Genomic DNA, 21,786 nt, shown 5'->3' with positions numbered 1-21,786 from the left:
ATGAGCGGCAACAAGGCGGATGACGCGTCGGCGTCGCCGGCGGCGAAGCCCAAGCGACGCAAGATCCCGCCGAAGGTCTATGAAGCTGAATTGTTCCGTCTCCAAACGGAATTCGTGAAGCTGCAGGAGTGGACCCGCCATTCCGGCGCGCGCATAGTGGTGGTGTTCGAAGGCCGTGACGCCGCTGGCAAAGGCGGCACGATCAAGCGGATTACCGAGCACCTCAGCCCTCGGGTGGTGCGCATTGCCGCATTGCCGGTGCCATCTGACCGAGAGCGTGGCCAGTGGTATTTCCAGCGCTACGTTGCGCAGTTGCCGGCGCGCGGGGAGATCGTGCTGTTCGACCGGTCATGGTACAACCGGGCCGGCGTCGAGAAGGTGATGAATTTCTGCACGCCGCAAGAGCATTCGTTGTTTCTCAAGCAGGCACCAATTTTCGAGGACATGCTCATCGACGACGGTGTGGTACTGCGCAAGTACTGGTTCTCGGTCTCGGACAAAGAGCAATTGCGCCGGTTCCGGTCGCGGCTGACCGACCCGGTGCGGCAGTGGAAGCTCAGCCCGATGGACCTGGAATCGATCTATCGGTGGGAGGACTACTCGCGTGCTCGCGACGAGATGATGGCCGTTACTGACACTCCCAAAAGCCCTTGGTACGTCGTCGAATCCGATTCGAAGAAGGCTGCGCGACTGAACATGATGGCCCATCTGCTGTCCACTTTGGAATACCACGAGACGCCGAGGCCGGCGGTGCAACTGCCGGCCAAGCCTGTTCACTCCGACAGCTACCAGCGTCCGCCGCGGCGCCACTACCACTACGTGCCCGACCACGTCGCCCGCTTGCTCGGCCAAGCGGAGCCGGCATCGTGACACGGGTCTACATCCCCGCCACGCTGGCGATGCTGCAACGGCTGGTGGCCGACGGCCAGCTCGACCCGGTGAATGGCACGGCATTTGCCGTGACACCTGCGCTTCGGGAGGCGTACGCCGAAGGTGACGACGACGAGCTCGCCGAGGTGGCGTTGCGCGATGCCGCGCTGGCGTCGCTGCGGCTGCTCACTACCGAGGACGACTCGTCCGGGCTGCCGCCTCGGCGCGCGGTGCTGGTCGCAGACGTGGATCACGCGCAGCCGCTTCCGCTGCTCGATGATGCCGTTGTGCGGCTCAGCGGCCCAGTGCGTTTTGACCAGGTGGTCTGCGCGCACGTCGACAACGCGGCGGCCGAGGAGGCGGTGGTCGCGGCGGTGGAAGCGATTGACGCTGCCGACCTCGGGGACGAGGATGCCGAGCTTCGGGTCGGCGACGCCCAGGACCACGATTTGGCCTGGTACGCGCCGCAGGAATTGGCATTCCTCCTCGACCTGCTCTGACCGGAGTTGTTACGCCACCGTAGGTTACGGTACCGTAGGTAGGACGGATTGACCGACGGGAGTGAGGCATGGGTTCGAAGATCTCGAAGCCCACCGCGGTCGTCGCCGATACTCAACGGCCGACCGTTTCAGGCGCCGCAGCCAAGCATCCGGTGTGGCGGACACTGCGCGCGGTAGCGAGCCGGATCACCACGCCGCTTTTGCCCGACGATTACCTGCAACTGGCCAACCCGCTGTGGTCCGCCCGGGAATTGCGCGGCCGTGTGCTCGACGTCCGTCGGGAAACCACCGACTCCGCGACCCTGGTGATCAAACCGGGGTGGGGTTTTGAATTCGACTACGAGCCGGGCCAATACATCGGCATCGGCCTGCTGGTCGACGGGCGCTGGCGGTGGCGTTCGTATTCGCTGACCTCGAGCCCGGTGACCTCACGCTCGGCGCGCACGATCACGATCACGGTCAAGGCGATGCCCGAGGGATTTCTGTCGACGCATCTGGTCGGTGGAGTCGCGCCGGGCACAATCGTGCGGCTGGCTGCCCCGCAGGGCAACTTCGTCATGCCTGATCCGGCGCCGGCGTCGGTGCTGTTTCTCACCGGAGGCTCGGGCATCACGCCGGTGATGTCGATGCTGCGCACGCTGGCGCGTCGAGAACAAATCACGGACATCGTGCACATCCATTCCGCGCCAACGAAATCTGATGTGATGTTCGGCGGCGAACTGGCCGAGTTGGCGCGCGAGCATCCCGGTTACCGGCTGAATCTGCGGTTCACCCGCACGCAGGGCCGCCTCGATCTGAACCGGCTGGCCGAAGAAGTGCCGGATTGGCGCGAGCGTGAAACCTGGGCGTGCGGCCCGCTGGGGATGCTCGAGGCGGCAGAACGGGTGTGGGCTGACGCCGGACTCACCGGCAAGCTCCACCTCGAGAGGTTCGCGGTGAGCAGGGCTGGCACGCATGGCGCCGGCGGCACTGTGACTTTCGCCCGCAGCGGCAAGTCGGCGACCGTCGACGCCGCCACCTCACTGATGGACGCCGGCGAAAACGTTGGCGTGCAGATGCCTTTCGGCTGCCGAATGGGTATCTGCCAGTCATGCGTGGTGGGCTTGGTCGACGGCCATGTGCGCGACTTGCGCACCGGTGTGGAACACGAACCGGGTACTCGGGTGCAGACCTGCATCTCGGCGGCGTCGGGAGATTGCGTGCTCGACGTCTGATGATTACCCACTGGTAACCTACGACGTCGTAGGTTACGCTAGCGTAGGTAGCGACACGACGGCGGAAGGAGCATGCGTTGGCTATCTCGGACGTCCCCGCGTTCGCGCACCTCACGGACGCGGACATCGAAAGCCTCGCGGTCGAACTGGACGCGATACGCCAAGACATCGAGGACTCACGCGGCGAGCGCGACGCGCGCTATATCCGTCGCACCATCGCCGCGCAACGCACTCTCGAGGTGGCCGGCCGGGTGATGCTGGCGGCCAGCTCCAAGCGGTCGGCCTGGTGGGCCGGAGCAGCGACGCTGGGCCTGGCCAAGATCATCGAGAACATGGAGATCGGCCACAACGTCATGCACGGCCAGTGGGATTGGATGAACGATCCCGAGATCCACTCCTCGACGTGGGAGTGGGACATGGGCGGCGCCGCCAAGCACTGGCGCTTCACCCACAACTTCCAGCACCACAAGTACACCAACATCCTGGGCATGGACGACGACGTCGGCTACGGCATGCTGCGCGTCACGCGTGACCAGCGCTGGAAGAAGTACAACGCCTTCAACCTGCTGTGGAACACGATTCTTGCGCTCGGCTTCGAGTGGGGAGTTGCGTTGCAGCACTTGGAGATCGGCAAGCTGTTCAAGGGGCGGGCCAATCGCGAGGCCACCAAAGTACGGCTGCGTGAGGTGTCGACCAAGGCCGGCAAGCAGGTGTTCAAGGACTACGTCGCGTTCCCGGCGTTGACGTCGGCCTCACCGGCCGCGACCTTCAAGTCCACGGCGACCGCGAATTTCATGGCCAACGTCATCCGCAATGTGTGGGCCAACGCGGTGATCTTCTGCGGCCATTTCCCCGACGGCGCAGAGAAGTTCACCAAGACCGACATGGAAGGCGAATCGAAGGGCCAGTGGTACCTGCGCCAGATGCTCGGTTCGGCCAACATCGATGCCGGGCCGGTGATGGCGTTCATGACCGGCAACCTGTCGTACCAGATCGAGCACCACCTGTACCCGGACCTGCCCAGCAATCGACTGGCCGAGATTTCTGTGCGGGTGCGCCAGGTGTGCGACAAGTACGACCTGCCCTACACCACCGGGTCGTTCTTGGCGCAGTACGGCAAGGCGTGGCGCACGATCGCCAAGCTGTCGCTGCCTGACAAATACCTCAGTGCCACCGCAGATGACGCACCGGAAACGCGCAGCGAAAAGATGTTCGCGGAGCTGGAGCCGGGATTCGCAGGCACCGATCCCAACACCGGCCGTCGACGCGGGCTCAAGACCGCGATCGCGACGGTTCGCGGCTGGCGCCAGAACCGCCGCGAAGCCCGCCGCGCCGCTGCCTGATCTCAGCGCCCGGGCGCCTCGGCGGCGTTCGGCGCGGTCGGGGTCGGCGACGCCGACGTCGACGAAGGTGTCGACGACGGTGTGGTCGGCGTCGTGGAGCTGCTGCTCGAGGCCGTCGAGCCGGCCGGGTTCAGCACGGTGTCGATCATGTAGATGACGCCGTTGGTGGTCGTGATGCCGCCGCAGACCACTTTCGCCGTGTCGTCGACCTTCACGTCGCCGCCCTTGCCGGTGACGGTGACCTGGTTACCCTGCAACGTCGTCAACTTGCCGTGCACGTCCTCCGGATACAGCAGGCCGAGCACCACGTGGTAGCTGAGCAGATTGCTCAGCGCGGCCGGATCGGCCTTAAGCGCATTCAGCTGCTCCGGCGGCAGCTGCGCGAACGCGTCGTCGACCGGCGCGAACAGGATGTGCTGCCCGGAGTTCAGCGCCGAGACCAGGTTGACGTTCGGATTCAGCTGCCCGGTCAGCGCGGCGTTCAGCGTCGTCAGCATCGGGTTGTTGGCCACGGCGTCGGTGATCGACTCGCTCGCCATGCCCGCGAACGACCCCTTACCCGACGGGACCTGCTTCTTGTAGTTGTCGCAGCCGGAACCCTGGGGGTCGGGCGGCTGCAAGGTCGGGCTCGTCGGGCTGCTGCTTGGCGTCGGCTCCGACGGGGGGTCGCCGTGCGCCGTCACCGACAGTCCCAACGACAACGCGATCGCGGTGCCGGCCGCGACGAGGCCAGCCACCTTACCGGCGTGCTTACCGGCGTGAGTCATAACTTCGGGTCCTCTCGGTCTTCGTTCAGCGGCCATCTGCTTGCCCCCAACCGCGGTCGGCGAAGGATCGCCTGTGCCGCTACGCCGCTGAAACACTCGGTGGAATGGTAAGGGCGCCCCTCAGGTCCGCCCAAACGGCCCTGGTGAGGCTACGTTTCGGTGAGCGCCCGCAACAGCCGTCGCGCCGCACTGACGCGCCGCGCCGCCGGGCCGCTCAGCGCGTCCAGCGCGCATTCCGGGTCGGCCGGCGGACCCAGGTGCCCGCATCCGCGCGGGCAGTCCTCGACGGCGTCGGCCAGGTCGGAAAATGCCATCAGCACGTCGTCGGGTTCGATGTGCGCGAGCCCGAACGACCGGATTCCCGGTGTGTCGATCACCCACCCGGAGTCCGGCAGCGGCAGGGCGACGGACTGCGTGGACGTGTGCCGGCCCTTGCCCACGCCGGTCACCTCGCCGATCGCCCGATCGGCCTGCGGCACAAGGCGGTTCACCAACGTCGATTTGCCTACGCCCGAATGGCCAAGCAGCACAGTGACTTTGCCGGTCAGCAGCGGGGCCACCGCGTCGAGCGGATCGTCGCGCCCGGCGGTGGTCACCGTCAGGTCGAGGTCGGCGAACTGCTCGGCGAAGGGTTCGGCCGGGGCCAGATCGCTTTTGGTCAGGCACAGGATCGGCCGAAGACCGCCCGCGTACGCCGCGATCAGCGCCCGGTCCACCAGCCCGGTGCGCGGCGGTGGGTCGGCCAGGGCAACCACGATCAGCAGCTGGTCGGCGTTGGCCACCACCACCCGCTCGGTGGGGTCGGTGTCGTCGGCGGTACGTCGCAGCACGGTTCGCCGCGGGCCGCGGCGCACGATGCGCGCCAGCGTGTCGGGGCGGCCCGACAAATCGCCGACCAGGTCCACGTCGTCGCCGACGACGATCGGAGTGCGGCCGAGTTCACGGGCCCGCATGGCGGTGACCCGCTGCGCGGGGTCGCGATCCAGCACGCACCCCCAGCGGCCACGGTCCACGGTCACCACCATCGCCGGACGCGCGTCGGCGTGTTCGGGGCGCGTCTTGGTCCGCGGCCGCGAGCCTCGGCCCGAGCGCACTTTGACGTCGGATTCGTCGAAGTCGCCCGGTCTCACCGGGCGGGATCCTGGCCCGCCAGCATGTCCGCCCACAGCTGCGGGAATTCCGGCAGCGTCTTGGCGGTGGTCTCCACGTCGTCGACGGCGACCCCGGACACTGCCAGGCCCACGATGGCGCCGGCCATCGCCATCCGGTGATCGGCGTACGAATGCCAGGTACCCCCGTGCAGCGGCGTCGCGGTGATCACCAGGCCGTCGTCGGTCTCCTCGCAGTCGCCGCCGAGCTTGTTGATCTCGGTGGCAAGTGCGGCCAGCCGGTCGGTTTCATGACCGCGCAGATGAGCGATGCCGGTCAACCGCGACACCGAGCCGGGCTGCGCAAGGGCGGCCAGCGCGGCGACCGCGGGGGTCAGCTCGCCCACGTCGCCCAGGTCTGCGTCGATTCCTTCGTAGCTACTGGGCCCCTGCACGTCGAGATGCGAATTAGCTTGCAGCACAGTGCATTTCAGCTTGCGCAGCAGGCTGAGGATGTGGTCGGCGGGTTGGACGCTGACCAGCGGCCAGCCCGCGATGCGCACGGCGCCGCCCGTCACCACCGCCGCAGCCAGGAACGGCACCGCGTTGCTCAAGTCGGGCTCGACACGCCAGGTCCGCGCTGTGACCGGGCCGGGTGCCACGTGCCAGCGCCGCGGCGCCGAGTCGTCGACGTCTACGCCGGCCTCGCGCAGCATCGCCACCGTCATCGCGATGTGCGGGGTGGATGGGAGGGTAGCTCCGGTGTGCACGACGGTCAGCCCCTCGTCGAAGGCCGCTCCCGACAGCAGCAGTCCGGACACGAACTGTGACGACGCTGACGCGTCGATCTCGACCTTGCCCCCGCGCACCGCACCCGTGCCCCGCACCACGAAGGGCAGCCCGGTGCCGTCTACGGACACCCCCAGCGTGCGCAGCGCGTCGAGCAGCGGGGCGATCGGCCGGCTACGGGCCTGTTCGTCGCCGTCGAACGTGACCGCCGTGGCACCGAGGGCGGCCAGTGGCGGAACGAACCGCAGCACGGTTCCGGCCAGCCCGCAATCCACGGACGCGCCCTCACCCGGTTCGACCCGGCCCGACACGGTGACGTCGCTGCCGTGAACGTCGACGCCGAAGCCCAGCGTGCGCAGCGCGCCGATCATCAGGTCGGTGTCGCGGCTGCGCAGCGCACCGGTCACCGACACCGACTCGTCGTCGCTGGCGCCCAGTGCCGCGAGCACCAGCGCACGGTTGGTCTGCGACTTGGAGCCGGGAACGGCGACGGTGGCGTGCACAGGGGCGGGCGCGGTGGGGGCCTGCCAGATGCTCACGCCTCAATTCTGGCGTGTCGGCAACCGGTGCCACGATGGAGGCATGTGCGGGCGTTTTGCGGTGACCACCGATCCGAAGCTGCTGGCGGAGAAGATCCACGCGATCGACGAGGCCACGTCGGCTGCGAAAGCCGGCTCAGGACCCAACTACAACGTCGCGCCGACGAACACGATCGCGACCGTGGTGAGCAGACACAGCGAACCCGAAGACGATCCGACGCGACGGCTGCGGCTGATGCGGTGGGGACTGGTGCCGCCGTGGGCCAAGGCCGGCCCCGACGGGGCGCCCGAGGGCAAGGGGCCGCTGTTGATCAACGCCCGCGCCGACAAGGTCACCACGTCGCCGGCGTTTCGGTCGTCGGCGAAGAGCAAACGCTGCCTGGTGCCGATGACGGGGTGGTACGAGTGGAAGGCCAATTCGGACGCGCCGTCGGGCAAGAAGCCGCGCAAGACCCCGTATTTCATGACGCCCGGCGACGACCAGTTGATCTGCATGGCCGGGCTGTGGTCGGTCTGGAAGCCGGCCAAGGACGCTGAGCCGCTGCTGAGTTGCACGATCATCACCACGGATGCGGTCGGCCCGCTCGCGCAGGTCCACGACAGGATGCCGCTGATGATCGACGAGCGCGACTGGGACCGATGGCTGGACCCGGACAGTCCGCTCGACCCCGAGCTGCTCACGGTGCGCGCCGACCTGTCGCACCTGGAGATCCGCGAAGTGTCGACGTTGGTCAACAACGTGCGCAACAACGGCCCCGAGCTCATCGAGCCCGCCGAGCCGGAGGCCAAGCAGCCGACCCTGCTCTAGGAACCGGCATTCACGTTCGCCGCCGTATCCGGCAATAACACCGCACCGGTGCCCGAACCGTCGTTAACATCGACGGGCAAGGCTGTGGCCAGCGCAACGGACGGGGACGGCATGCTCAGCGCGGTGCGGAAGATCCTGAGCTTTCAGATGACCGTCGCTGAGTGGATTGGGACTGCGGCCCTGCTGGGCGTCCCGTACCTGCTCGTCGGCGCTCTGTGGTTGGTCACCCACACTGATCAGCTCAGCCAGACCCACGGTTCGCACCGTGTGGTGGTGATTGCCGGGTCCGCGCTGTCGTGGCCCGTTCTCGTGCTGTTCAACGTCTGCCTGACGTGATGCGAGTGGAGGCGACCGAAAGGAGACGCATGCGCGAGTTCTCGCCCGATGACTGCCGGATCCGGATTCGCAGACGCACCGCCCGTTGGGATGACGGTGCGGTTACCGCAGCCGAGGCCATGGATTTCTGGGGGTTCGCGGCCGGCGCAGCCAACGTGATCATGCAGCTGTCGTGGCCCGAAGTCGGTTACGGAGTCGTCGAGAGCAAGGTCGACTCCGGCAACATCCTCAAGCATCCGTGGAAGCGGGCACGCACCACGCTCCAGTATCTGGCCGTCGCGGTCCTGGGCACGCCGGCGGACCGTGCGGCGTTCCGCAAGGCCGTGGACGGCTCGCACCGGCAGGTCAAGTCCGGCCCGGACAGTCCGGTGCGGTACAACGCCTTCGACCGCGACCTCCAAATGTGGGTTGCCGCTTGCCTTTTCGTCGGTTTGGAAGATGTCTACCAATTGTTGCGCGGCGAGATGACGCCGGCGCAGGCCGAACAGTTCTACCGATCCGCGTGGACGCTGGGAACCACGCTGCAAGTCACCGAGGACCAGTGGCCACCCACCCGCGCGGAGTTCGATGCGTACTGGGTCGACGCGTGCCGTCGGGTGCAGATCGACGAAACGGTCCGTCAGTACCTGTTGGACCTGATCAATCTGCGGATGATCAATCCCGTTCTGCGGCTGCCTTTCCGGCCGCTGCTGAAATTTCTGACCACCGGCTTTCTGGCGCCGGTGTTCCGCGACGCCATGGGCCTGCGGTGGAGCAACGTCAAGCAGGGTCTGTTCGAATGGCTTTTCCTGACGGTCGCTTTCGTCAACCGGTTCATTCCGGTGTTCATCCGCCAAGGCGGCAGCTACGTGTTGCTGGCTGACGTCAGACTGCGGGTCCGCGACAATCGGGCGCTGGTATGAGGGCACTGCGCCGGCTGCTGAGCAGACGGGTCAGCGTCGAAGCGATGATCGAAGTGGCCTTCTGGCTTGCGGTTCCCTACATCGTTGTCGGACTGGTGTGGGCGTTCTTCGACGCCGAGCAGGTGCAGCTGCTCGAGGGCGATCTGCGCACTCGGATGCCGGCGGGATCGGAGATGGTGTCGTTCGTGACCACGGCGGCGCTGTGGCCGTGGCTGCTTGTGGGCGCGCATATCTCCGTGGTGTAAGGCCGGATCAGGCCTCGTAACCCGGCGGGTTGGGCGAGTCCACCCAGAAGTCGACGCCCAGGGTTGCGCCGGGCACGCAGTCGTACACCGACAGGTCGGTGACGCCGGATTCGACGAGCACGTCCTCGCACAGCAGGGTCTTGCCGGTGTACTCGCGGGCGGGTTTGTTGAGGATGGCATACGCGGCGTCGGCATAGACCTCCGGTTTGCGCGACCGGGCCATCGCCTCGTCGCCGCCGAGCAGATTCTGCACCGCCGCGGTGGCGACCATCGTGCGCGGCCACAGCGTGTTGGAGGCGATGCCCTCATCGCGCATCTCTTCGGCAATTCCCAACGCGCACAGGGTCATTCCGAATTTGGCCATCATGTAGGGGGTCGGCTTGAGCCACTTGGGTTCGAGGCGGATCGGGGGAGACAGCGTCAGGATGTGCGGGTTCTCCCGGCCTCTCATGTGCGGGATGCAGGCCTGCGACACCGCATAGGTGCCTCGCACCTGAATGCCGTTCATCAGGTCGAAGCGCTTCAGCGGCACCTCGGTGATCGAACCGAGGTTGATCGCCGAGGCGTTGTTGACGCACATGTCGATGCCGCCGAACTGCTGCACCGCCTTGGCCACCGCGGCGACCACCATGTCGCCGTCGCGGATGTCGCCGACGATCGGCAGAGCTTGACCGCCGGCCTCCTCGATCTCCTTGGCCGCGGTATAGACGGTGCCGGGCAGCTTGGGGTGGGGTTCGGCCGTCTTCGCGACGAGTGCGATGTTGGCGCCGTCCGCGGCGGCCCGCTTGGCGATCGCCAGGCCGATGCCGCGGCTGGCACCAGAGATGAACATGGTCTTGCCGGAAAGGGACATCTGTCGACCTTAACCGGGCGCTTCTGGGCTGGATGGCGTGCTCGTGGGACGGGTAAGGCGTCTGTGCCGTCGGACAACCAGCCCGCGATGACGGGAGGCTCAGTGGGTGAAAGTCGTCAGATCGATCCAGCCGCCAAAGGGGTTGCGCCCCTTGCTATTTCGTATAACCATCCAGCTGTACCACGCCAGGCTCGGCTGGTTGTTCAGCCAGCGGTTGCTGCTGCTGCGGCCGCACGACGATCCCGGTGACCGCCGAGGGGCTGTCGGCTGAGCAGGGCGTCGAGATCTTAACCCGCTACGCCACCCGACATCGTGTGCTGGCGATGCACCTGCTGCCTCGGTTGATGGGATTCGAAGTCGACGGCTCCGAGGAGGACTTCCGCGCGGTAGGGCGGCGGATCCCATTTGTGCGGTTCATACCGCGGTAACAGCTGCACCGGGAACAACGCAGGTCCTGACTGGTGTTGATGGGTGCAGTCAAGGGTCGAGCGGCTTGCGGTTCTAGGATTGAAGAAGGGGTTGTCTGGTGTTGACGGCGTGCCTGGAGCGCCCAGTGTGGGTGGGCGGCGTCGATGACACCCCAACGAAAGGGATCGACATGACCGACGTCGATGGTGCGGGCGCCGCACCGTCGGACGAGGCCGGACCGCCGGAGACGCAGACTGATAGTGGGCGGACCGAGACCGATGCTGAGCTGACCGCACGCTTCGAACGCGATGCGATCCCGCTGCTCGACCAGCTCTACGGCGGCGCGTTGCGAATGACGCGCAATCCCGCGGACGCCGAAGACCTGCTGCAAGAGACCATGGTCAAGGCTTACGCCGGCTTCCGCTCCTTCAAGGAAGGCACCAACCTCAAAGCGTGGCTGTACCGGATTCTGACCAACACCTACATCAACAGCTATCGCAAAAAGCAACGCCAACCGGCTGAATATCCCACTGAGGAAATCACCGACTGGCAATTGGCGGCCAACGCCGAGCATTCGTCCACCGGGTTGCGGTCGGCCGAGGTCGAGGCGCTCGAGACGCTGCCGGACAACGAGATCAAGGAGGCGCTGCAGGCACTGCCGGAGGATTTCCGGATGGCGGTGTACTACGCCGACGTCGAAGGCTTCCCGTACAAGGAGATCGCCGAGATCATGGATACTCCGATCGGGACGGTGATGTCGCGGCTGCATCGCGGCCGGCGGCAACTGCGCAGCTTGCTCGCCGATGTGGCGAGAGATCGCGGATTCGTGCGGGGACACGAGGAGGTGTCATCGTGAGTGGCGATGAGCGCTCGCGCGAAGAGCGGAGCAGCACCGATGAGCGCTCGCGCGAAGAGCAAAGCAGCACCGATGAGCGCTCGCGCGAAGAGCAGAACGTATTCAAGCCGCCGATAGGCCCGATTGACCCGGAGCATCCCGATTGCGCGGCCGTGATGGCCGAGGTGTGGACACTACTTGACGGCGAGTGCACACCTGAAACCCGCGACAAGCTGCGCCACCACCTCGAGGAGTGCCCCGGCTGCCTGCGTCAGTACGGCGTCGAAGAGCGCATCAAGCGGCTGATCGCAGCCAAGTGCAGCGGGGAAAAGGCGCCGGATCGGCTGCGTCAGCGCCTGATGATGGAAATCAGCCGCACCACGATCATCAAGTACTGACCGCGGGTCTGCTGTTACTTCTTGGCGCCGGCGTTGGGCCGTTTGCCGTGGTTTGCCTTGTTGTGCTTGCGGTCACGCTTCTTGCGGCCACGCTTGGCCATCGTCTTCTCCTTCGGTCACTTCATTTCTACTGGCCGTCCATCCTCTCATGCGGCTCGAGTGCTCGGCTCTTCGCGCAAGCGCTCATCGCGTGTGCTGCCTCTTCGCGCAAGCGCTCATCGCTGTGTGCTGGCTCTTCGCGCAAGCGCTCATCGCTGTGGTTCGATTAAGGCGAAGATTCATGTCGCCGCCGCGCGGCTCCGGCGATCGATGTCGCCGCCCGGGCGGCTCCGGCCTGCGGTGCAGAGAACGGGGTAGTGAATGGCCGAAGACGTTCGCGCGGAAATCGTGGCCAGCGTGCTGGAGGTCATGGTCAAAGAAGGCGATCAAGTCGGTGAGGGCGACACCCTGGTGCTGCTGGAGTCGATGAAGATGGAGATCCCCGTGCACGCCGAAACGGCGGGGCGGATCACGCAGGTCAAGGTGGCTGTGGGTGACGTCATCCGCGCCGGCGATTTGATAGCCGTCATCGATTAGCTAGGAGCCATGTCCACCCTCGGTGAACTGCTCGCCGAGCACACCGTCCTGCCAGGCGAGGCGGTCGATTACCTGCACGCGGTCGTGGGGGAGTGGCAGCTGCTGGCCGACCTCTCCTTCGCCGATTACCTGATGTGGGTGCGCCGCGACGACGGTGCGCTGGTGTGCGTGGCGCAGTGCCGGCCCAACACAGCGCCCACAGTGCTGCTGACCGACGCGGTCGGAACCATCGCTCGCAGTGAGGACTTACCGCAGGTTGCGGCCGCGTTCGCATCCGGCACGATCGGCGACGACGGCACCGGTATGGAAGCGGTGCCGGTCCGTCACAGCGATGACGTGGTGGCGGTGCTGACGCAGCAGACGGCGGTGGCTACGCGACGCAAGTCCAGTCCGCTGGAAGTCGCCTACTTGGACTGCGCCAACGACCTGCTGCAGATGCTGGCCGAGGGGACGTTTCCCAATGTCGGTGATCTGCCGGTGTCGCGGTCCAGCCCGCGGGTGGGCGACGGGTTCATCCGCCTGGACGTCAACGGTGACGTGGTGTTCGCCAGCCCCAACGCGATTTCGGCGTACCACCGCATGGGGCTGGCTTCCGAGCTGGAGGGCCACAACCTCGTGCGCGTGACCCGGCCGCTGATCTCGGATCCGTTCGAGGCGCAGGAGCTGGCCGATCATGTGCTCGACTCGCTGGCCGGCGGTTCCAGCATGCGGCTCGAGGTCGACGCTGGTGGCGCGGCCGTGCTGCTGCGCACGCTGCCGCTGGTGGTGCGGGGCGAGTCCGTCGGCGCTGCGGTTCTGATCCGCGACGTCACCGAGATCAAGCGGCGCGATCGCGCCCTGTTGTCCAAGGACGCAACGATCCGCGAAATCCATCACCGGGTGAAGAACAACTTGCAGACGGTCGCGGCGCTGCTGCGGCTGCAGGCGCGCCGGACCACGAATCCGGAGGGCCGCGAGGCGCTGATCGAGTCGGTGCGGCGGGTCTCGTCGATTGCCTTGGTGCACGACGCGCTGTCGATGTCGGTGGACGAGGAAGTGAACCTCGACGAGGTGGTCGACCGGATCTTGCCGATCATGGGTGATCTCGCCGGTGTCGACTCTCGCGTCCGGGTCGAGCGCGCGGGGACGCTGGGTGTGCTCGATTCAGACCGTGCGACGGCGCTGATCATGGTGATCACCGAGTTGGTACAGAACGCGATCGAGCACGCCTACGACCCGTCAGGGTCCGACGGCAGCGTGACCATTCGCGCCGAGCGCTCGTCGCGGTGGCTCGACGTGGTGGTGCACGACGATGGCCGCGGGCTGCCGCCCGGTTTCAGTCTGGAGAACTCGGATCGGTTGGGCCTGCAGATCGTGCGAACGCTCGTGGCGACGGAGCTGGACGGCTCGCTCGGCATGCACGACGCCCCGGGCGGAGGGACGGATGTGGTGTTGAGGGTGCCGATCGGCCGCCGGAGCGGGCGGAGCCCGCAGTAAGGCTGGAGCGGGCAATAGGAGTAGTAGCTCGTAAAGGTTGAATCCGATAAACGCTTGTTAGCTCAGCAAAGTAGGGCGCGGAATTTTCCGCGCCCTACTAAATACGTGCTGAGAACGTCAGACCGAACTGCGTGCTCGGGTCCGGGCGTTGCGGCGCTTCAGCGCACGCCGCTCGTCTTCACTCATGCCACCCCAAACGCCGGCGTCCTGGCCGGAGTCCAGTGCCCACGTCAGGCACTCGGTGGTTACCGGGCAGCGGTTGCACACCAGCTTCGCTTCTGCGATCTGGGCGAGTGCGGGACCGCTGTTGCCGACGGGGAAGAACAGTTCCGGATCCTCGTCCCGACAGACCGCCTTGTGGCGCCAATCCATGTAAATCTCCTTGCAGCGTGCGTGCAACGACGCACGGTTGTCTTCGGCTCTTAATGCGTGCGCACGAATTGTTTCCGCACTGTTGCAACCGATCGTTTCACAGGCTCAACAGATGTCAACACTCTGCGGTAACTCGTGGGCAATCTCACTATCAGAATCTGTTCCCGGATTCCCTATCCGTTTGTACTACACTTTCGGCCCTGCTTCGAGTGTGTAATCAGGTCGGAGCTGGTCAGCCTGATTCCTGGGGCGGCGCGACCACCGCTAGGGCATCGGGAACAGCGGTGAATGTCATCGCGTCGCGGGGCCCCACGTAGTCGCCATCGATCTGGGTCGCCACCGGTGTGGTCGAAGTCACGCGCACCCAGGCGACGTCGTCGTCACGGACCAGGTGCTTCGCGTGAATCCGGGGGCGTTTGGACAGCATCTGGCGCACGAGCCGCAAATTCGAGAACACGTTCATGCCTGTGGTGGCGAACACGCCGATGCCGGTCTCGTAGGTGGTGGTCGTGTTGGTCCACACCGGCCGGTTGTTGGCGTAGGTCCACGGGCTGGCGTTGGAGACGAACACGAAGTGCACACCGTCGATCGGCTCCCGGCCAGGCAGCTGCAGGCTGAGCACCGGTTCTCGGCGGGCGCTGCGCAGCGCCAGCGGCACAGTGGTGCGGATGTAGCGCCACGCCGTCACCTTGCGGCCCTTGTCCCGCTGCGCCTCGACCGCCGCCACCACCTCCCCGTCGAGGCCCATGCCCGCGGTGAACACGCCCCAGCGTTCCCCGCAATCCATCAGGCCGATCCGCCGCCAGCTGCGGTCGTCGCGGTGCACGCCGAGCAGGTCGACGAGCTGGTTCGTGGCCTCCACCGGGTCCGGGCTGATGCCGAGCGAACGGGCGAACACATTGGCCGATCCACCCGGCACCACCCCGACCGCTGGCGCGTGGGCGGTCCGCCGGTCGGCCGGCGGCCCGAGGATGCCGTTGACCACCTCGTTGACCGTTCCGTCGCCACCGTGGACGATCACCACGTCCACCCCGTCGTCGGCGGCGGCCCGGGCGATCTCGATCGCGTGTCCGCGGTGATCGGTGTGCTCAACGGTCAGCTGCGTGCGGCTTTCCAGCGCGTGGGCCAGCAGGTCGCGCGCCGCCGGCGTGGTCGACGTCGCGTTCGGGTTGACGATCAGCACCGCGCGCACGAGCCATGAGCCTAAGGGTGTTTACGCTGAGGTCCGTGACCGGTGCTGTTCCTCCTGTCGTTCGCGGGACCGGCGTGCTCGTGCTGCTCGAAGGATTCACCGGATTGCTCTATGCGCTTGCGATCGCGATCGCCGGACTTCGGGGTGCCGACGCTCGAGTGGCGTACGGCACCGCCGGGCTGCTACTGATCGTCGCCGCCGCGGTGTCGGCGGCGGGGTGGGCGCTGTGGCGGGGACGACGCTGGGGCCGAGGCCTGGCGGTGTTCGCTCAGCTGTTGTTGCTGCCGGTGGCGTATTACATGCTGGCCGGTTCGCACCGGCCCGAGCTCGGTGCGCCACTGGGCCTGGTGGCGCTGATGACGCTGGCTTTGCTGTTCAGTCCGCCGGCGCTGAAATGGGCGGCAGCTCAGTCTGATTCGGCTAGCTCAGACAACCCGGGGCCGGACAGCCGGTAGGTGATCCACTCGGTCAAAGGTCGTGCGCCGACGGCCTCGTATAGGCCGATCGCATCGACGTTCCAGTCCAGCACTGCCCACGTCAGCCTGGTATACCCGGCGGCGACGCATTCGCGTGCCAACTCGCGCAGCAGTGCGCGGGCCAGCCCGCGGCGACGAAACACGGGCCGAACGTAGAGATCCTCCAGATAGGTGCCCGCGGTACCGTCCCAGGTGGAGAAATTGAGGAACCACAGCGCCGCGGCCGCAATCTCGCCGTCTACTTCTGCCACATGTCCGCGCACGGTCGGCTCAGCCCCGAAAAGCGCTGTGCGCAACTGTGTTTCGGTCACCGAACACTGGTCGGCGGCCCGCTCGAACTCCGCCAGCTCGTGGATCATCGCGGTCAGCTCTGCCTCGTCGCCGGGTCGGGCGCGGCGGATCGCAGCCGTCACGGCGTCACCCCCAGCGCCGAAAGGATCGTTCTGAATTTCGTTGTGGTCTCGTCGATTTCGTCGTCGACCTGCGAATCGGCGACGATCCCGCCGCCCGAGTAGGCGCGCGCGCTGCGCCGGTCCGCCGACAGCACCGCGCAGCGGATCGACACCACCCAGCGACCGTCGCCGCGGCTGTCGCACCAGCCGGTTGCGCCGGCGTAGAAGCCGCGGTCGCCTTCCAGTTCGGCGATCATGTCCGCGGCGATATCGGCGGGCACTCCGCCGACTGCCGGTGTGGGGTGTAGGGCCAGCGCTAAATCCAGTGCAGTAGTGCACGAGTCGCGCAGCCGCGCGGTGATGGTCGTGCTCAGGTGCCACAGCGCCGCGGTGCGGCTGAGCTGAGGTGTGGGCGCGACCTGTAAGTCGACGCACAACGGGTCCAGCGCTTTGCGCATCGCGTCGACCACCAGCTCATGCTCTACGCGGTTCTTGGCCGAGGCGGCAAGCGCGACGCCGTTGGCGCGGTCGACGTCCGGGTCCGGGGAGCGTGGCGCGGAGCCCGCGAACGGCTGACAGATCACCAGGTCCCCGCGGCGGTCCACCAGAAGCTCGGGGCTCGCGCCCACCAGTGCGCGTCCGTCGTAGTCGGCGCCGGCCGCCGACAGGTCGACCAAGTAGGTGTAGGCATGCGGATCGGCTTGGGTCAGCCGGTGAAGAATGCCCAAAACCTCCAACGGCGTCTCGGACACCAACTCTAGCGCCCGCGCCAGCACCACCTTGCGCAGCCCGCCACTGGGGTCGCGCAACACCGCGAGCGCGCGCCGGATCCGCTCGCCGTGCTCGTCGGCCGTGGGAACGCTGGCCACGATCCGGGGCGCCGGTTCCGTGCGCGGCGGCCCGAACGGCAGCCGGTCGCCGAATGCGTAGGATTGTGGAGCCGTCAACGCCGCGGGCATGCGGACGTCAAATGGCAACGCGCCCAGAACAATTGGGGTCTGCCCGGATCGCAGGCCGGCCTGCGCGGCGGAGATGTCAGAGTATGCGGCGGCGGCACCGTGGGCCACCAGGGTGCCGCCGGGGCCACTCAACACGAACGATGGGGTCATCGGTAAAGCGGGCGCGGGTAACCGGTGACGCCGAGTTGGCTGATTTGGCGGACGTTGTGTTCGAACCCGCACACCGCGATCGTTGCCGCCACCATGGAGAACCGGATGCCTTCGTAGAGCGGTTGTTCGATCCAGCGGGTCAAGACCGCACGGGAGAAGTGACCGTGGCCGACGAACAGCACGTCACGCGATTCCATGTGCTGCAGGGCCAGCGCGATCGCCTGGTCGGCACGGTCGCGAACCTGGGCGACGGTTTCGCCGCCGGGGCAGCCATGCGTCCACACCAACCAGTCCGGTACGGCTTTGCGGATCTCCTCGGTGGTGGTGCCTTCGTAGTCGCCGTAGTCCCATTCGCTGATCAGCGGTGTCACGTCGTCCACGCGCAGCCCTGCGAGCTCGGCGGTGACGATCGCGCGCTTGCGCGGGCTGCACACCACGAACGAGTTGTTAAGACCTAGCTGGGCCAGCGTCTCGCCGGCGGATTTCGCCTGTGTGCGGCCCGTCTCCGTGAGGTCCAATTCGGTGCGGCTGGTGTGTTTTCCGCTCCGCGACCACTCCGTCTCACCATGCCGAAGTAGCAGCAGCCGGTGCTGGTGCAGACCCACCCTGCCGATTCTGCCGCACTAACCCACACCGACCCGACTGCGTGCTTGGATGGCAGCGTGACGCGAGTATTGGCAGTGGCCAACCAGAAAGGCGGGGTCGCCAAGACCACGACGGTCGCGTCGTTGGGGGCGGCGATGGTGGAGCAGGGCCGGCGGGTGCTGCTGGTCGACCTGGACCCGCAAGGATGTCTGACCTTCTCTCTCGGCCATGATCCGGACAAGCTGCCGGTGTCGGTGCATGAAGTCCTGCTCGGTGAGGTCGAGCCGTCGGCGGCGCTGGTGGACACCGAGGAGGGCATGACACTGCTGCCGGCCAACATCGACCTTGCCGGTGCCGAGGCGATGCTGCTGATGCGCGCCGGCCGCGAGTACGCGCTCAAACGCGCGCTGGCCAAGGTCAAAGACGAATTCGACGTGGTCATCGTCGACTGCCCGCCGTCGCTGGGGGTGCTGACGCTGAACGGGCTGACCGCCGCCGACGAGGTGATCGTGCCGCTGCAGTGCGAAACCTTGGCGCACCGCGGCGTCGGCCAGTTCTTGCGCACGGTCGCCGACGTGCAGCAGATCACCAACGCAGACCTCAAGCTGCTGGGCGCGCTCCCGACGCTGTACGACTCGCGCACCACTCACAGCCGCGACGTGCTCCTCGACGTTGCCGACCGCTACGACCTGCCGGTGCTGGCCCCGCCCATCCCGCGTACTGTGCGGTTCGCGGAGGCCAGCGCCTCGGGCTGCTCGGTGCTGGCCGGGCGTAAGAACAAGGGCTCTGCGGCCTACCGCGATCTGGCGGCCTCGTTGCTCAAGCATTGGAAGTCGGGCAAGCCGCTGGCGAGCTTCACGCCGGAGGTCAACTAGGCCTCGCCGAGCGCGACCACCGTGGCGCCACGCTGTTCGACCACGGTGGTGCCGACGACACCGAGCATGATCGGACCCGCGACGATGCCGCGGTCGACGGGAATCAGCCGCTCGAATGCTCCGGTTTTGGGTTCATACACCCCGATGCCGCCGGTGACCGGGATCAGCAGCCGATCGGCCATCATCTTGCCCGGCCCCAACGGCGCTGCGCTGCCCGAGGCGATGGTGTAGCGAAGGGCCAGACTAGAGCCGTCCAGCACTGCGACGCTGTCGCCAAGCCATACCGTGACCAGGTCACCGGCGTGCGACACGGCGATCTGCGGCCCGGGTCGGCGGGGCAGCAGCGTGTTGCCGGTCTCCTGACCGGTCTCGTCGTACACCACGACGCGTGGCTGCGGCGTCGGCAGGTACACCGCCGTCCGCAGGTCCGACACCGCCAGGACCTTCGCGCCAGCGTCCGGCTTGAGCCCGGGCTGCTGCACGTACTTCTCGTCGGGCTCGACGTCCTCCTTGGAAACTTTGAGCAGCGTCAGCCGCACATCCGGAAAGCTGCTGCAGGTTTCCAGGACTGCCGCGGCCGACGTACTCGCCGCCGTCGACAAGAACTGGCACGGCGGCTTCGGCGGCACAGGTGGATTGACCGGTGCGTCGATGTCGCCGTAGGCGAGCGTGCGAACCATGTCCGAGCGCCACATCTCCAAGCGGGTGCGTCCGGCGGACAGCACGGTGGTGCCGTCGGTGGACAGCCTGACCTGCTTGTCGGCGTACGACGTACGGGTGGGTCCGCGCTCGCCTGTGCGCGCCTGGACAGTGCTGATCTGACCGCAGCCGCGGCTGTCGGGATAGGCGGCAACTGCCAGGTCGTAGACCCATGTGGCCGCGCAGATGTCGCGGTCTCGGGCGAAGCTCCACCGCTGCGAGCCGGTCTTCGGGTCCCGACCCACCAGCTCGTGACCTTCCCCGGTCACCACAGTGCTGGTCACGATCACCGGCTCGGTGGTCACCGGACTCGGCGCGCTCCACAGCTGACGCAGATTCGCCGGAACGGCACGGGCCTGGTTGATCGGCGGCGCCGGTGCGGCGGCCGGTCGGCTGATCGTCGCGCGGGCGTCGCTGTGCCACCAGATCAGCGCCCCCGCCACCGCGATGACCAGCACGATGGCTGCGGCCGCCAGGATGTCGCCTTTAGTGCGGCGCTCGGGTTTGACCAACGGGGTGGATCAGCCGGCAGATGGCGACGCGCCGCTGGCGGTTGCGCCTGAGGACACGGCTTGCCGCGGACGACGCCGCCGCCGACGCCGCCGGCCGGCGGAACCGGACTCAGCGGTCTGCTGGTCGGCCTCTGCCGTGTCGGCTTGGGCTTCGACGTGGCCGGTGACCGGTTCACCCGCGCGGGTGCGTCGCCGCGAGCGGCTTCGGCGGGCAGGCTGCTCGTCGCCGTTGCGCCGCGGCGATGAGCCATTCGATCGTCCGCCCGAAGCTGCGGCTTTCTTCGCGGGACCCACGCGGCCACCGGCGTCGGTGGGGATGTCCAGTTCGGTGTACAGATGCGGCGAGTTGGAGTAAGTCTCCGGCGGATCGGGACAGCCCAGGTCGAGGGCCTTGTCGATCAGCGACCAGCGGGCCAGCTCGTCCCAGTCCACCAGCGTGACCGCGACGCCGGCTTTGCCGGCGCGGCCGGTGCGGCCGATGCGGTGCACGTATGCCTGCTCGTCTTCAGGGCACTGGTAGTTGATGACGTGGGTGACGTCGTCGATGTCGATGCCGCGCGCGGCCACGTCGGTGGCCACCAGCACGTCGATGTCGCCACCGCGAAACGCCTTCAACGCCTTCTCGCGGGCGATCTGGCCGAGGTCGCCGTGCACCGCGCCCACCTTGAAGCCGCGCTCGGCGAGCTCGTCGGCCACCTTCTGCGCGGTGCGCTTGGTGCGGGTGAAGATCATCGTCGCGCCGCGGCCGCGGGCCTGCAGGATGCGGCTGACCAGCTCGAGCTTGTCCAGCGCGTGCGCACGGTAGACGAACTGCTCGGTGGTGGCGTGCACGGCGGAGGAGTGCGGCGCCTCGGCGCGGATGTGGGTGGGCCGGTTCATGAACGTACGGGCCAGGGTGATGATCGGGTCCGGCATGGTCGCCGAGAAGAGCATCGCCTGCCGGTTGTCGGGAATCTGCCGCAAGATGCGCTCGATGTCGGGCAAGAAGCCCAGGTCCAGCATCTCGTCAGCCTCGTCGAGCACCAGCACCGACAGCCCGCCCAGCTGCAGATGGCCCTGCTGTGCCAGGTCCAGGAGGCGGCCGGGAGTACCGACGACGACGTCGGCCCCCTTCTGCAGCGCCTCGATCTGCGGTTCGTACGGGCGGCCGCCGTAGATGGACACCACCGACAGTGGCCTACCGTTCTCGGCCGTCAGGTATTTCGCGGCGCTGGACAGGTCGCCGAAGACCTGCAGGCACAACTCGCGGGTGGGCACCACGACCAGCGCGCGGGGCGCTCCGGCAAGCGGGCGTTCGTCGTCGGTGGTGATTCGGTGCAACAGCGGTACACCGAAGGCGAACGTCTTGCCCATGCCGGTGCGCGCCTGGCCGATCAGATCCTCGCCGGCCAGCGCCAGCGGCAGCGTCAGTTCTTGGATGGCAAAAGGGTGTTCGATTCCGTTCTCGGCCAGTGCGCGCACGATTTCGTCGCGAACGCCGAGCTTGGCAAATGTGGGGTTGAGGGCGGTCATGTGGCCTTTCGTGTCATTCGTTCTCCGCGCCAGCGGGGCCGGCAATCGTTGTCGCCACGCGCGCACGAGTTCGAATGTTCACGTCTGGCCGGCACCAAATCGGTGCCGACTCCGA

27 protein-coding genes are annotated in these 21,786 nt (G+C 67.0%); 15 read left to right on the top strand and 12 right to left on the bottom strand.

The window, feature by feature from the left end; all coding sequences use genetic code 11:
- From ppk2 to AC5Y4C_RS00745, 4 genes are all read left to right on the top strand, one after another.
- Nucleotides 1-870 (top strand): polyphosphate kinase 2, encoded by an 870-nt coding sequence (gene ppk2 / locus AC5Y4C_RS00760; protein WP_499907756.1) that lies wholly within the window; start codon nt 1-3, stop codon nt 868-870.
- Nucleotides 867-1,370 (top strand): DUF6912 family protein, encoded by a 504-nt coding sequence (locus AC5Y4C_RS00755; RefSeq protein WP_499907757.1) that lies wholly within the window; start codon nt 867-869, stop codon nt 1,368-1,370. Before ppk2 ends, AC5Y4C_RS00755 begins: the two co-directional genes overlap by 4 nt.
- Before the next feature lie 68 nt (nt 1,371-1,438).
- Nucleotides 1,439-2,584, top strand: a complete 1,146-nt coding sequence (locus AC5Y4C_RS00750) for a ferredoxin reductase (protein ID WP_499962210.1) — start codon at nt 1,439-1,441, stop codon at nt 2,582-2,584.
- Nucleotides 2,585-2,661: 77 nt separating this feature from the next.
- Nucleotides 2,662-3,927, top strand: a complete 1,266-nt coding sequence (locus AC5Y4C_RS00745; protein WP_499907759.1) for a fatty acid desaturase family protein — start codon at nt 2,662-2,664, stop codon at nt 3,925-3,927.
- A 2-nt stretch (nt 3,928-3,929) separates the two neighbouring features.
- Here AC5Y4C_RS00745 and AC5Y4C_RS00740 read toward each other — a convergent pair whose 3' ends face one another.
- From AC5Y4C_RS00740 to aroA, 3 genes are all read right to left on the bottom strand, one after another.
- Nucleotides 3,930-4,694 carry a fasciclin domain-containing protein gene (locus AC5Y4C_RS00740; protein WP_499962212.1) on the bottom strand — a complete coding sequence of 255 codons (765 nt, stop codon included), beginning with the start codon at nt 4,692-4,694 and terminating at the stop codon, nt 3,930-3,932.
- 149 nt (nt 4,695-4,843) lie between these two features.
- Nucleotides 4,844-5,824: a ribosome small subunit-dependent GTPase A gene (gene rsgA, locus AC5Y4C_RS00735; protein WP_499962213.1), complete on the bottom strand. Its 981-nt coding sequence runs from the start codon at nt 5,822-5,824 to the stop codon at nt 4,844-4,846.
- Nucleotides 5,821-7,110: a 3-phosphoshikimate 1-carboxyvinyltransferase gene (aroA, locus tag AC5Y4C_RS00730; RefSeq protein WP_499962215.1), complete on the bottom strand. Its 1,290-nt coding sequence runs from the start codon at nt 7,108-7,110 to the stop codon at nt 5,821-5,823. The genes rsgA and aroA overlap by 4 nt, the downstream gene beginning before the upstream one ends.
- A 43-nt stretch (nt 7,111-7,153) precedes the next feature.
- Here aroA and AC5Y4C_RS00725 point away from each other — a divergent pair, with 43 nt between their 5' ends.
- From AC5Y4C_RS00725 to AC5Y4C_RS00710, 4 genes are all read left to right on the top strand, one after another.
- On the top strand, nt 7,154-7,918 hold the full coding sequence (locus AC5Y4C_RS00725) for an SOS response-associated peptidase (protein WP_499962217.1): 765 nt from the start codon (nt 7,154-7,156) through the stop codon (nt 7,916-7,918).
- 84 nt (nt 7,919-8,002) lie between these two features.
- Nucleotides 8,003-8,254 (top strand): hypothetical protein, encoded by a 252-nt coding sequence (locus tag AC5Y4C_RS00720; protein WP_499962219.1) that lies wholly within the window; start codon nt 8,003-8,005, stop codon nt 8,252-8,254.
- A gap of 29 nt (nt 8,255-8,283) precedes the next feature.
- Nucleotides 8,284-9,156 carry an oxygenase MpaB family protein gene (locus tag AC5Y4C_RS00715; protein ID WP_499907765.1) on the top strand — a complete coding sequence of 291 codons (873 nt, stop codon included), beginning with the start codon at nt 8,284-8,286 and terminating at the stop codon, nt 9,154-9,156.
- Nucleotides 9,153-9,401: a hypothetical protein gene (locus tag AC5Y4C_RS00710; protein ID WP_499907766.1), complete on the top strand. Its 249-nt coding sequence runs from the start codon at nt 9,153-9,155 to the stop codon at nt 9,399-9,401. The genes AC5Y4C_RS00715 and AC5Y4C_RS00710 overlap by 4 nt, the downstream gene beginning before the upstream one ends.
- A 7-nt stretch (nt 9,402-9,408) precedes the next feature.
- Here AC5Y4C_RS00710 and AC5Y4C_RS00705 read toward each other — a convergent pair whose 3' ends face one another.
- The gene (locus AC5Y4C_RS00705; protein ID WP_499962221.1) at nt 9,409-10,254 is read right to left on the bottom strand and encodes an SDR family oxidoreductase; all 846 of its coding nucleotides are present in this window, start codon (nt 10,252-10,254) and stop codon (nt 9,409-9,411) included.
- Between the two features lie 245 nt (nt 10,255-10,499).
- Between AC5Y4C_RS00705 and AC5Y4C_RS00700 the strand changes: the two genes are divergently transcribed.
- From AC5Y4C_RS00700 to rsrA, 3 genes are all read left to right on the top strand, one after another.
- On the top strand, nt 10,500-10,682 hold the full coding sequence (locus tag AC5Y4C_RS00700) for a hypothetical protein (protein WP_499907768.1): 183 nt from the start codon (nt 10,500-10,502) through the stop codon (nt 10,680-10,682).
- A gap of 170 nt (nt 10,683-10,852) precedes the next feature.
- Complete coding sequence (locus AC5Y4C_RS00695) at nt 10,853-11,518, top strand: sigma-70 family RNA polymerase sigma factor (protein WP_499962223.1); 666 nt, start codon at nt 10,853-10,855, stop codon at nt 11,516-11,518.
- 113 nt (nt 11,519-11,631) lie between these two features.
- Complete coding sequence (gene rsrA / locus AC5Y4C_RS00690; RefSeq protein WP_499908063.1) at nt 11,632-11,895, top strand: mycothiol system anti-sigma-R factor; 264 nt, start codon at nt 11,632-11,634, stop codon at nt 11,893-11,895.
- Nucleotides 11,896-11,909: 14 nt separating this feature from the next.
- Here rsrA and AC5Y4C_RS00685 read toward each other — a convergent pair whose 3' ends face one another.
- Entirely contained in the window at nt 11,910-11,996 is an 87-nt protein-coding gene (locus AC5Y4C_RS00685; protein ID WP_499908064.1) for a 50S ribosomal protein bL37, read from the bottom strand.
- A 259-nt stretch (nt 11,997-12,255) separates the two neighbouring features.
- Here AC5Y4C_RS00685 and AC5Y4C_RS00680 point away from each other — a divergent pair, with 259 nt between their 5' ends.
- Both AC5Y4C_RS00680 and AC5Y4C_RS00675 read left to right on the top strand, forming a co-directional pair.
- On the top strand, nt 12,256-12,471 hold the full coding sequence (locus AC5Y4C_RS00680) for a biotin/lipoyl-binding carrier protein (RefSeq protein ID WP_499907770.1): 216 nt from the start codon (nt 12,256-12,258) through the stop codon (nt 12,469-12,471).
- Nucleotides 12,472-12,480: 9 nt separating this feature from the next.
- Entirely contained in the window at nt 12,481-13,947 is a 1,467-nt protein-coding gene (locus tag AC5Y4C_RS00675; RefSeq protein ID WP_499907771.1) for a sensor histidine kinase, read from the top strand.
- Between the two features lie 117 nt (nt 13,948-14,064).
- On the opposite strand, the gene AC5Y4C_RS00670 is transcribed toward AC5Y4C_RS00675, so the two are convergent.
- A complete protein-coding gene (locus AC5Y4C_RS00670; protein WP_499907772.1) occupies nt 14,065-14,319 on the bottom strand; it encodes a WhiB family transcriptional regulator in 255 nt (84 codons plus the stop codon).
- A 232-nt stretch (nt 14,320-14,551) separates the two neighbouring features.
- Entirely contained in the window at nt 14,552-15,511 is a 960-nt protein-coding gene (locus AC5Y4C_RS00665) for a diacylglycerol/lipid kinase family protein (protein ID WP_499962225.1), read from the bottom strand.
- 5 nt (nt 15,512-15,516) lie between these two features.
- On the opposite strand from AC5Y4C_RS00665, the gene AC5Y4C_RS00660 reads away from it, so the two are divergent.
- Nucleotides 15,517-15,966, top strand: a complete 450-nt coding sequence (locus AC5Y4C_RS00660) for a hypothetical protein (RefSeq protein WP_499962227.1) — start codon at nt 15,517-15,519, stop codon at nt 15,964-15,966.
- On the opposite strand, the gene AC5Y4C_RS00655 is transcribed toward AC5Y4C_RS00660, so the two are convergent.
- Genes AC5Y4C_RS00655 through AC5Y4C_RS00645 form a run of 3 tightly spaced genes read right to left on the bottom strand, consistent with a single transcriptional unit; the run spans nt 15,918 to nt 18,093 of the window.
- Entirely contained in the window at nt 15,918-16,400 is a 483-nt protein-coding gene (locus tag AC5Y4C_RS00655; RefSeq protein WP_499962229.1) for a GNAT family N-acetyltransferase, read from the bottom strand. The genes AC5Y4C_RS00660 and AC5Y4C_RS00655 overlap by 49 nt on opposite strands.
- Nucleotides 16,397-17,488 carry an isochorismate synthase gene (locus AC5Y4C_RS00650; protein WP_499962231.1) on the bottom strand — a complete coding sequence of 364 codons (1,092 nt, stop codon included), beginning with the start codon at nt 17,486-17,488 and terminating at the stop codon, nt 16,397-16,399. Before AC5Y4C_RS00650 ends, AC5Y4C_RS00655 begins: the two co-directional genes overlap by 4 nt.
- Nucleotides 17,485-18,093, bottom strand: coding sequence for an acid phosphatase (locus tag AC5Y4C_RS00645; RefSeq protein WP_499962232.1), 609 nt, complete (start codon nt 18,091-18,093; stop codon nt 17,485-17,487). The genes AC5Y4C_RS00650 and AC5Y4C_RS00645 overlap by 4 nt, the downstream gene beginning before the upstream one ends.
- A gap of 57 nt (nt 18,094-18,150) precedes the next feature.
- On the opposite strand from AC5Y4C_RS00645, the gene AC5Y4C_RS00640 reads away from it, so the two are divergent.
- Nucleotides 18,151-18,948, top strand: coding sequence for a ParA family protein (locus AC5Y4C_RS00640; protein WP_499962234.1), 798 nt, complete (start codon nt 18,151-18,153; stop codon nt 18,946-18,948).
- Here the strand turns inward: AC5Y4C_RS00640 and AC5Y4C_RS00635 are convergent.
- Both AC5Y4C_RS00635 and AC5Y4C_RS00630 read right to left on the bottom strand, forming a co-directional pair.
- Nucleotides 18,945-20,159 carry an Rv3212 family protein gene (locus AC5Y4C_RS00635; protein WP_499962236.1) on the bottom strand — a complete coding sequence of 405 codons (1,215 nt, stop codon included), beginning with the start codon at nt 20,157-20,159 and terminating at the stop codon, nt 18,945-18,947. The two genes, AC5Y4C_RS00640 and AC5Y4C_RS00635, sit on opposite strands and share 4 nt — an antisense overlap.
- Nucleotides 20,160-20,168: 9 nt before the next feature.
- Entirely contained in the window at nt 20,169-21,671 is a 1,503-nt protein-coding gene (locus tag AC5Y4C_RS00630; RefSeq protein ID WP_499962238.1) for a DEAD/DEAH box helicase, read from the bottom strand.
- Nucleotides 21,672-21,786 lie beyond the last annotated feature (115 nt).

The organism is Mycobacterium sp. NGS35 (genome assembly GCF_059812855.1).
The sequence above is the reverse complement of the archived record's forward strand: the minus strand, read 5'-3'. Positions and strand labels throughout refer to the sequence as shown.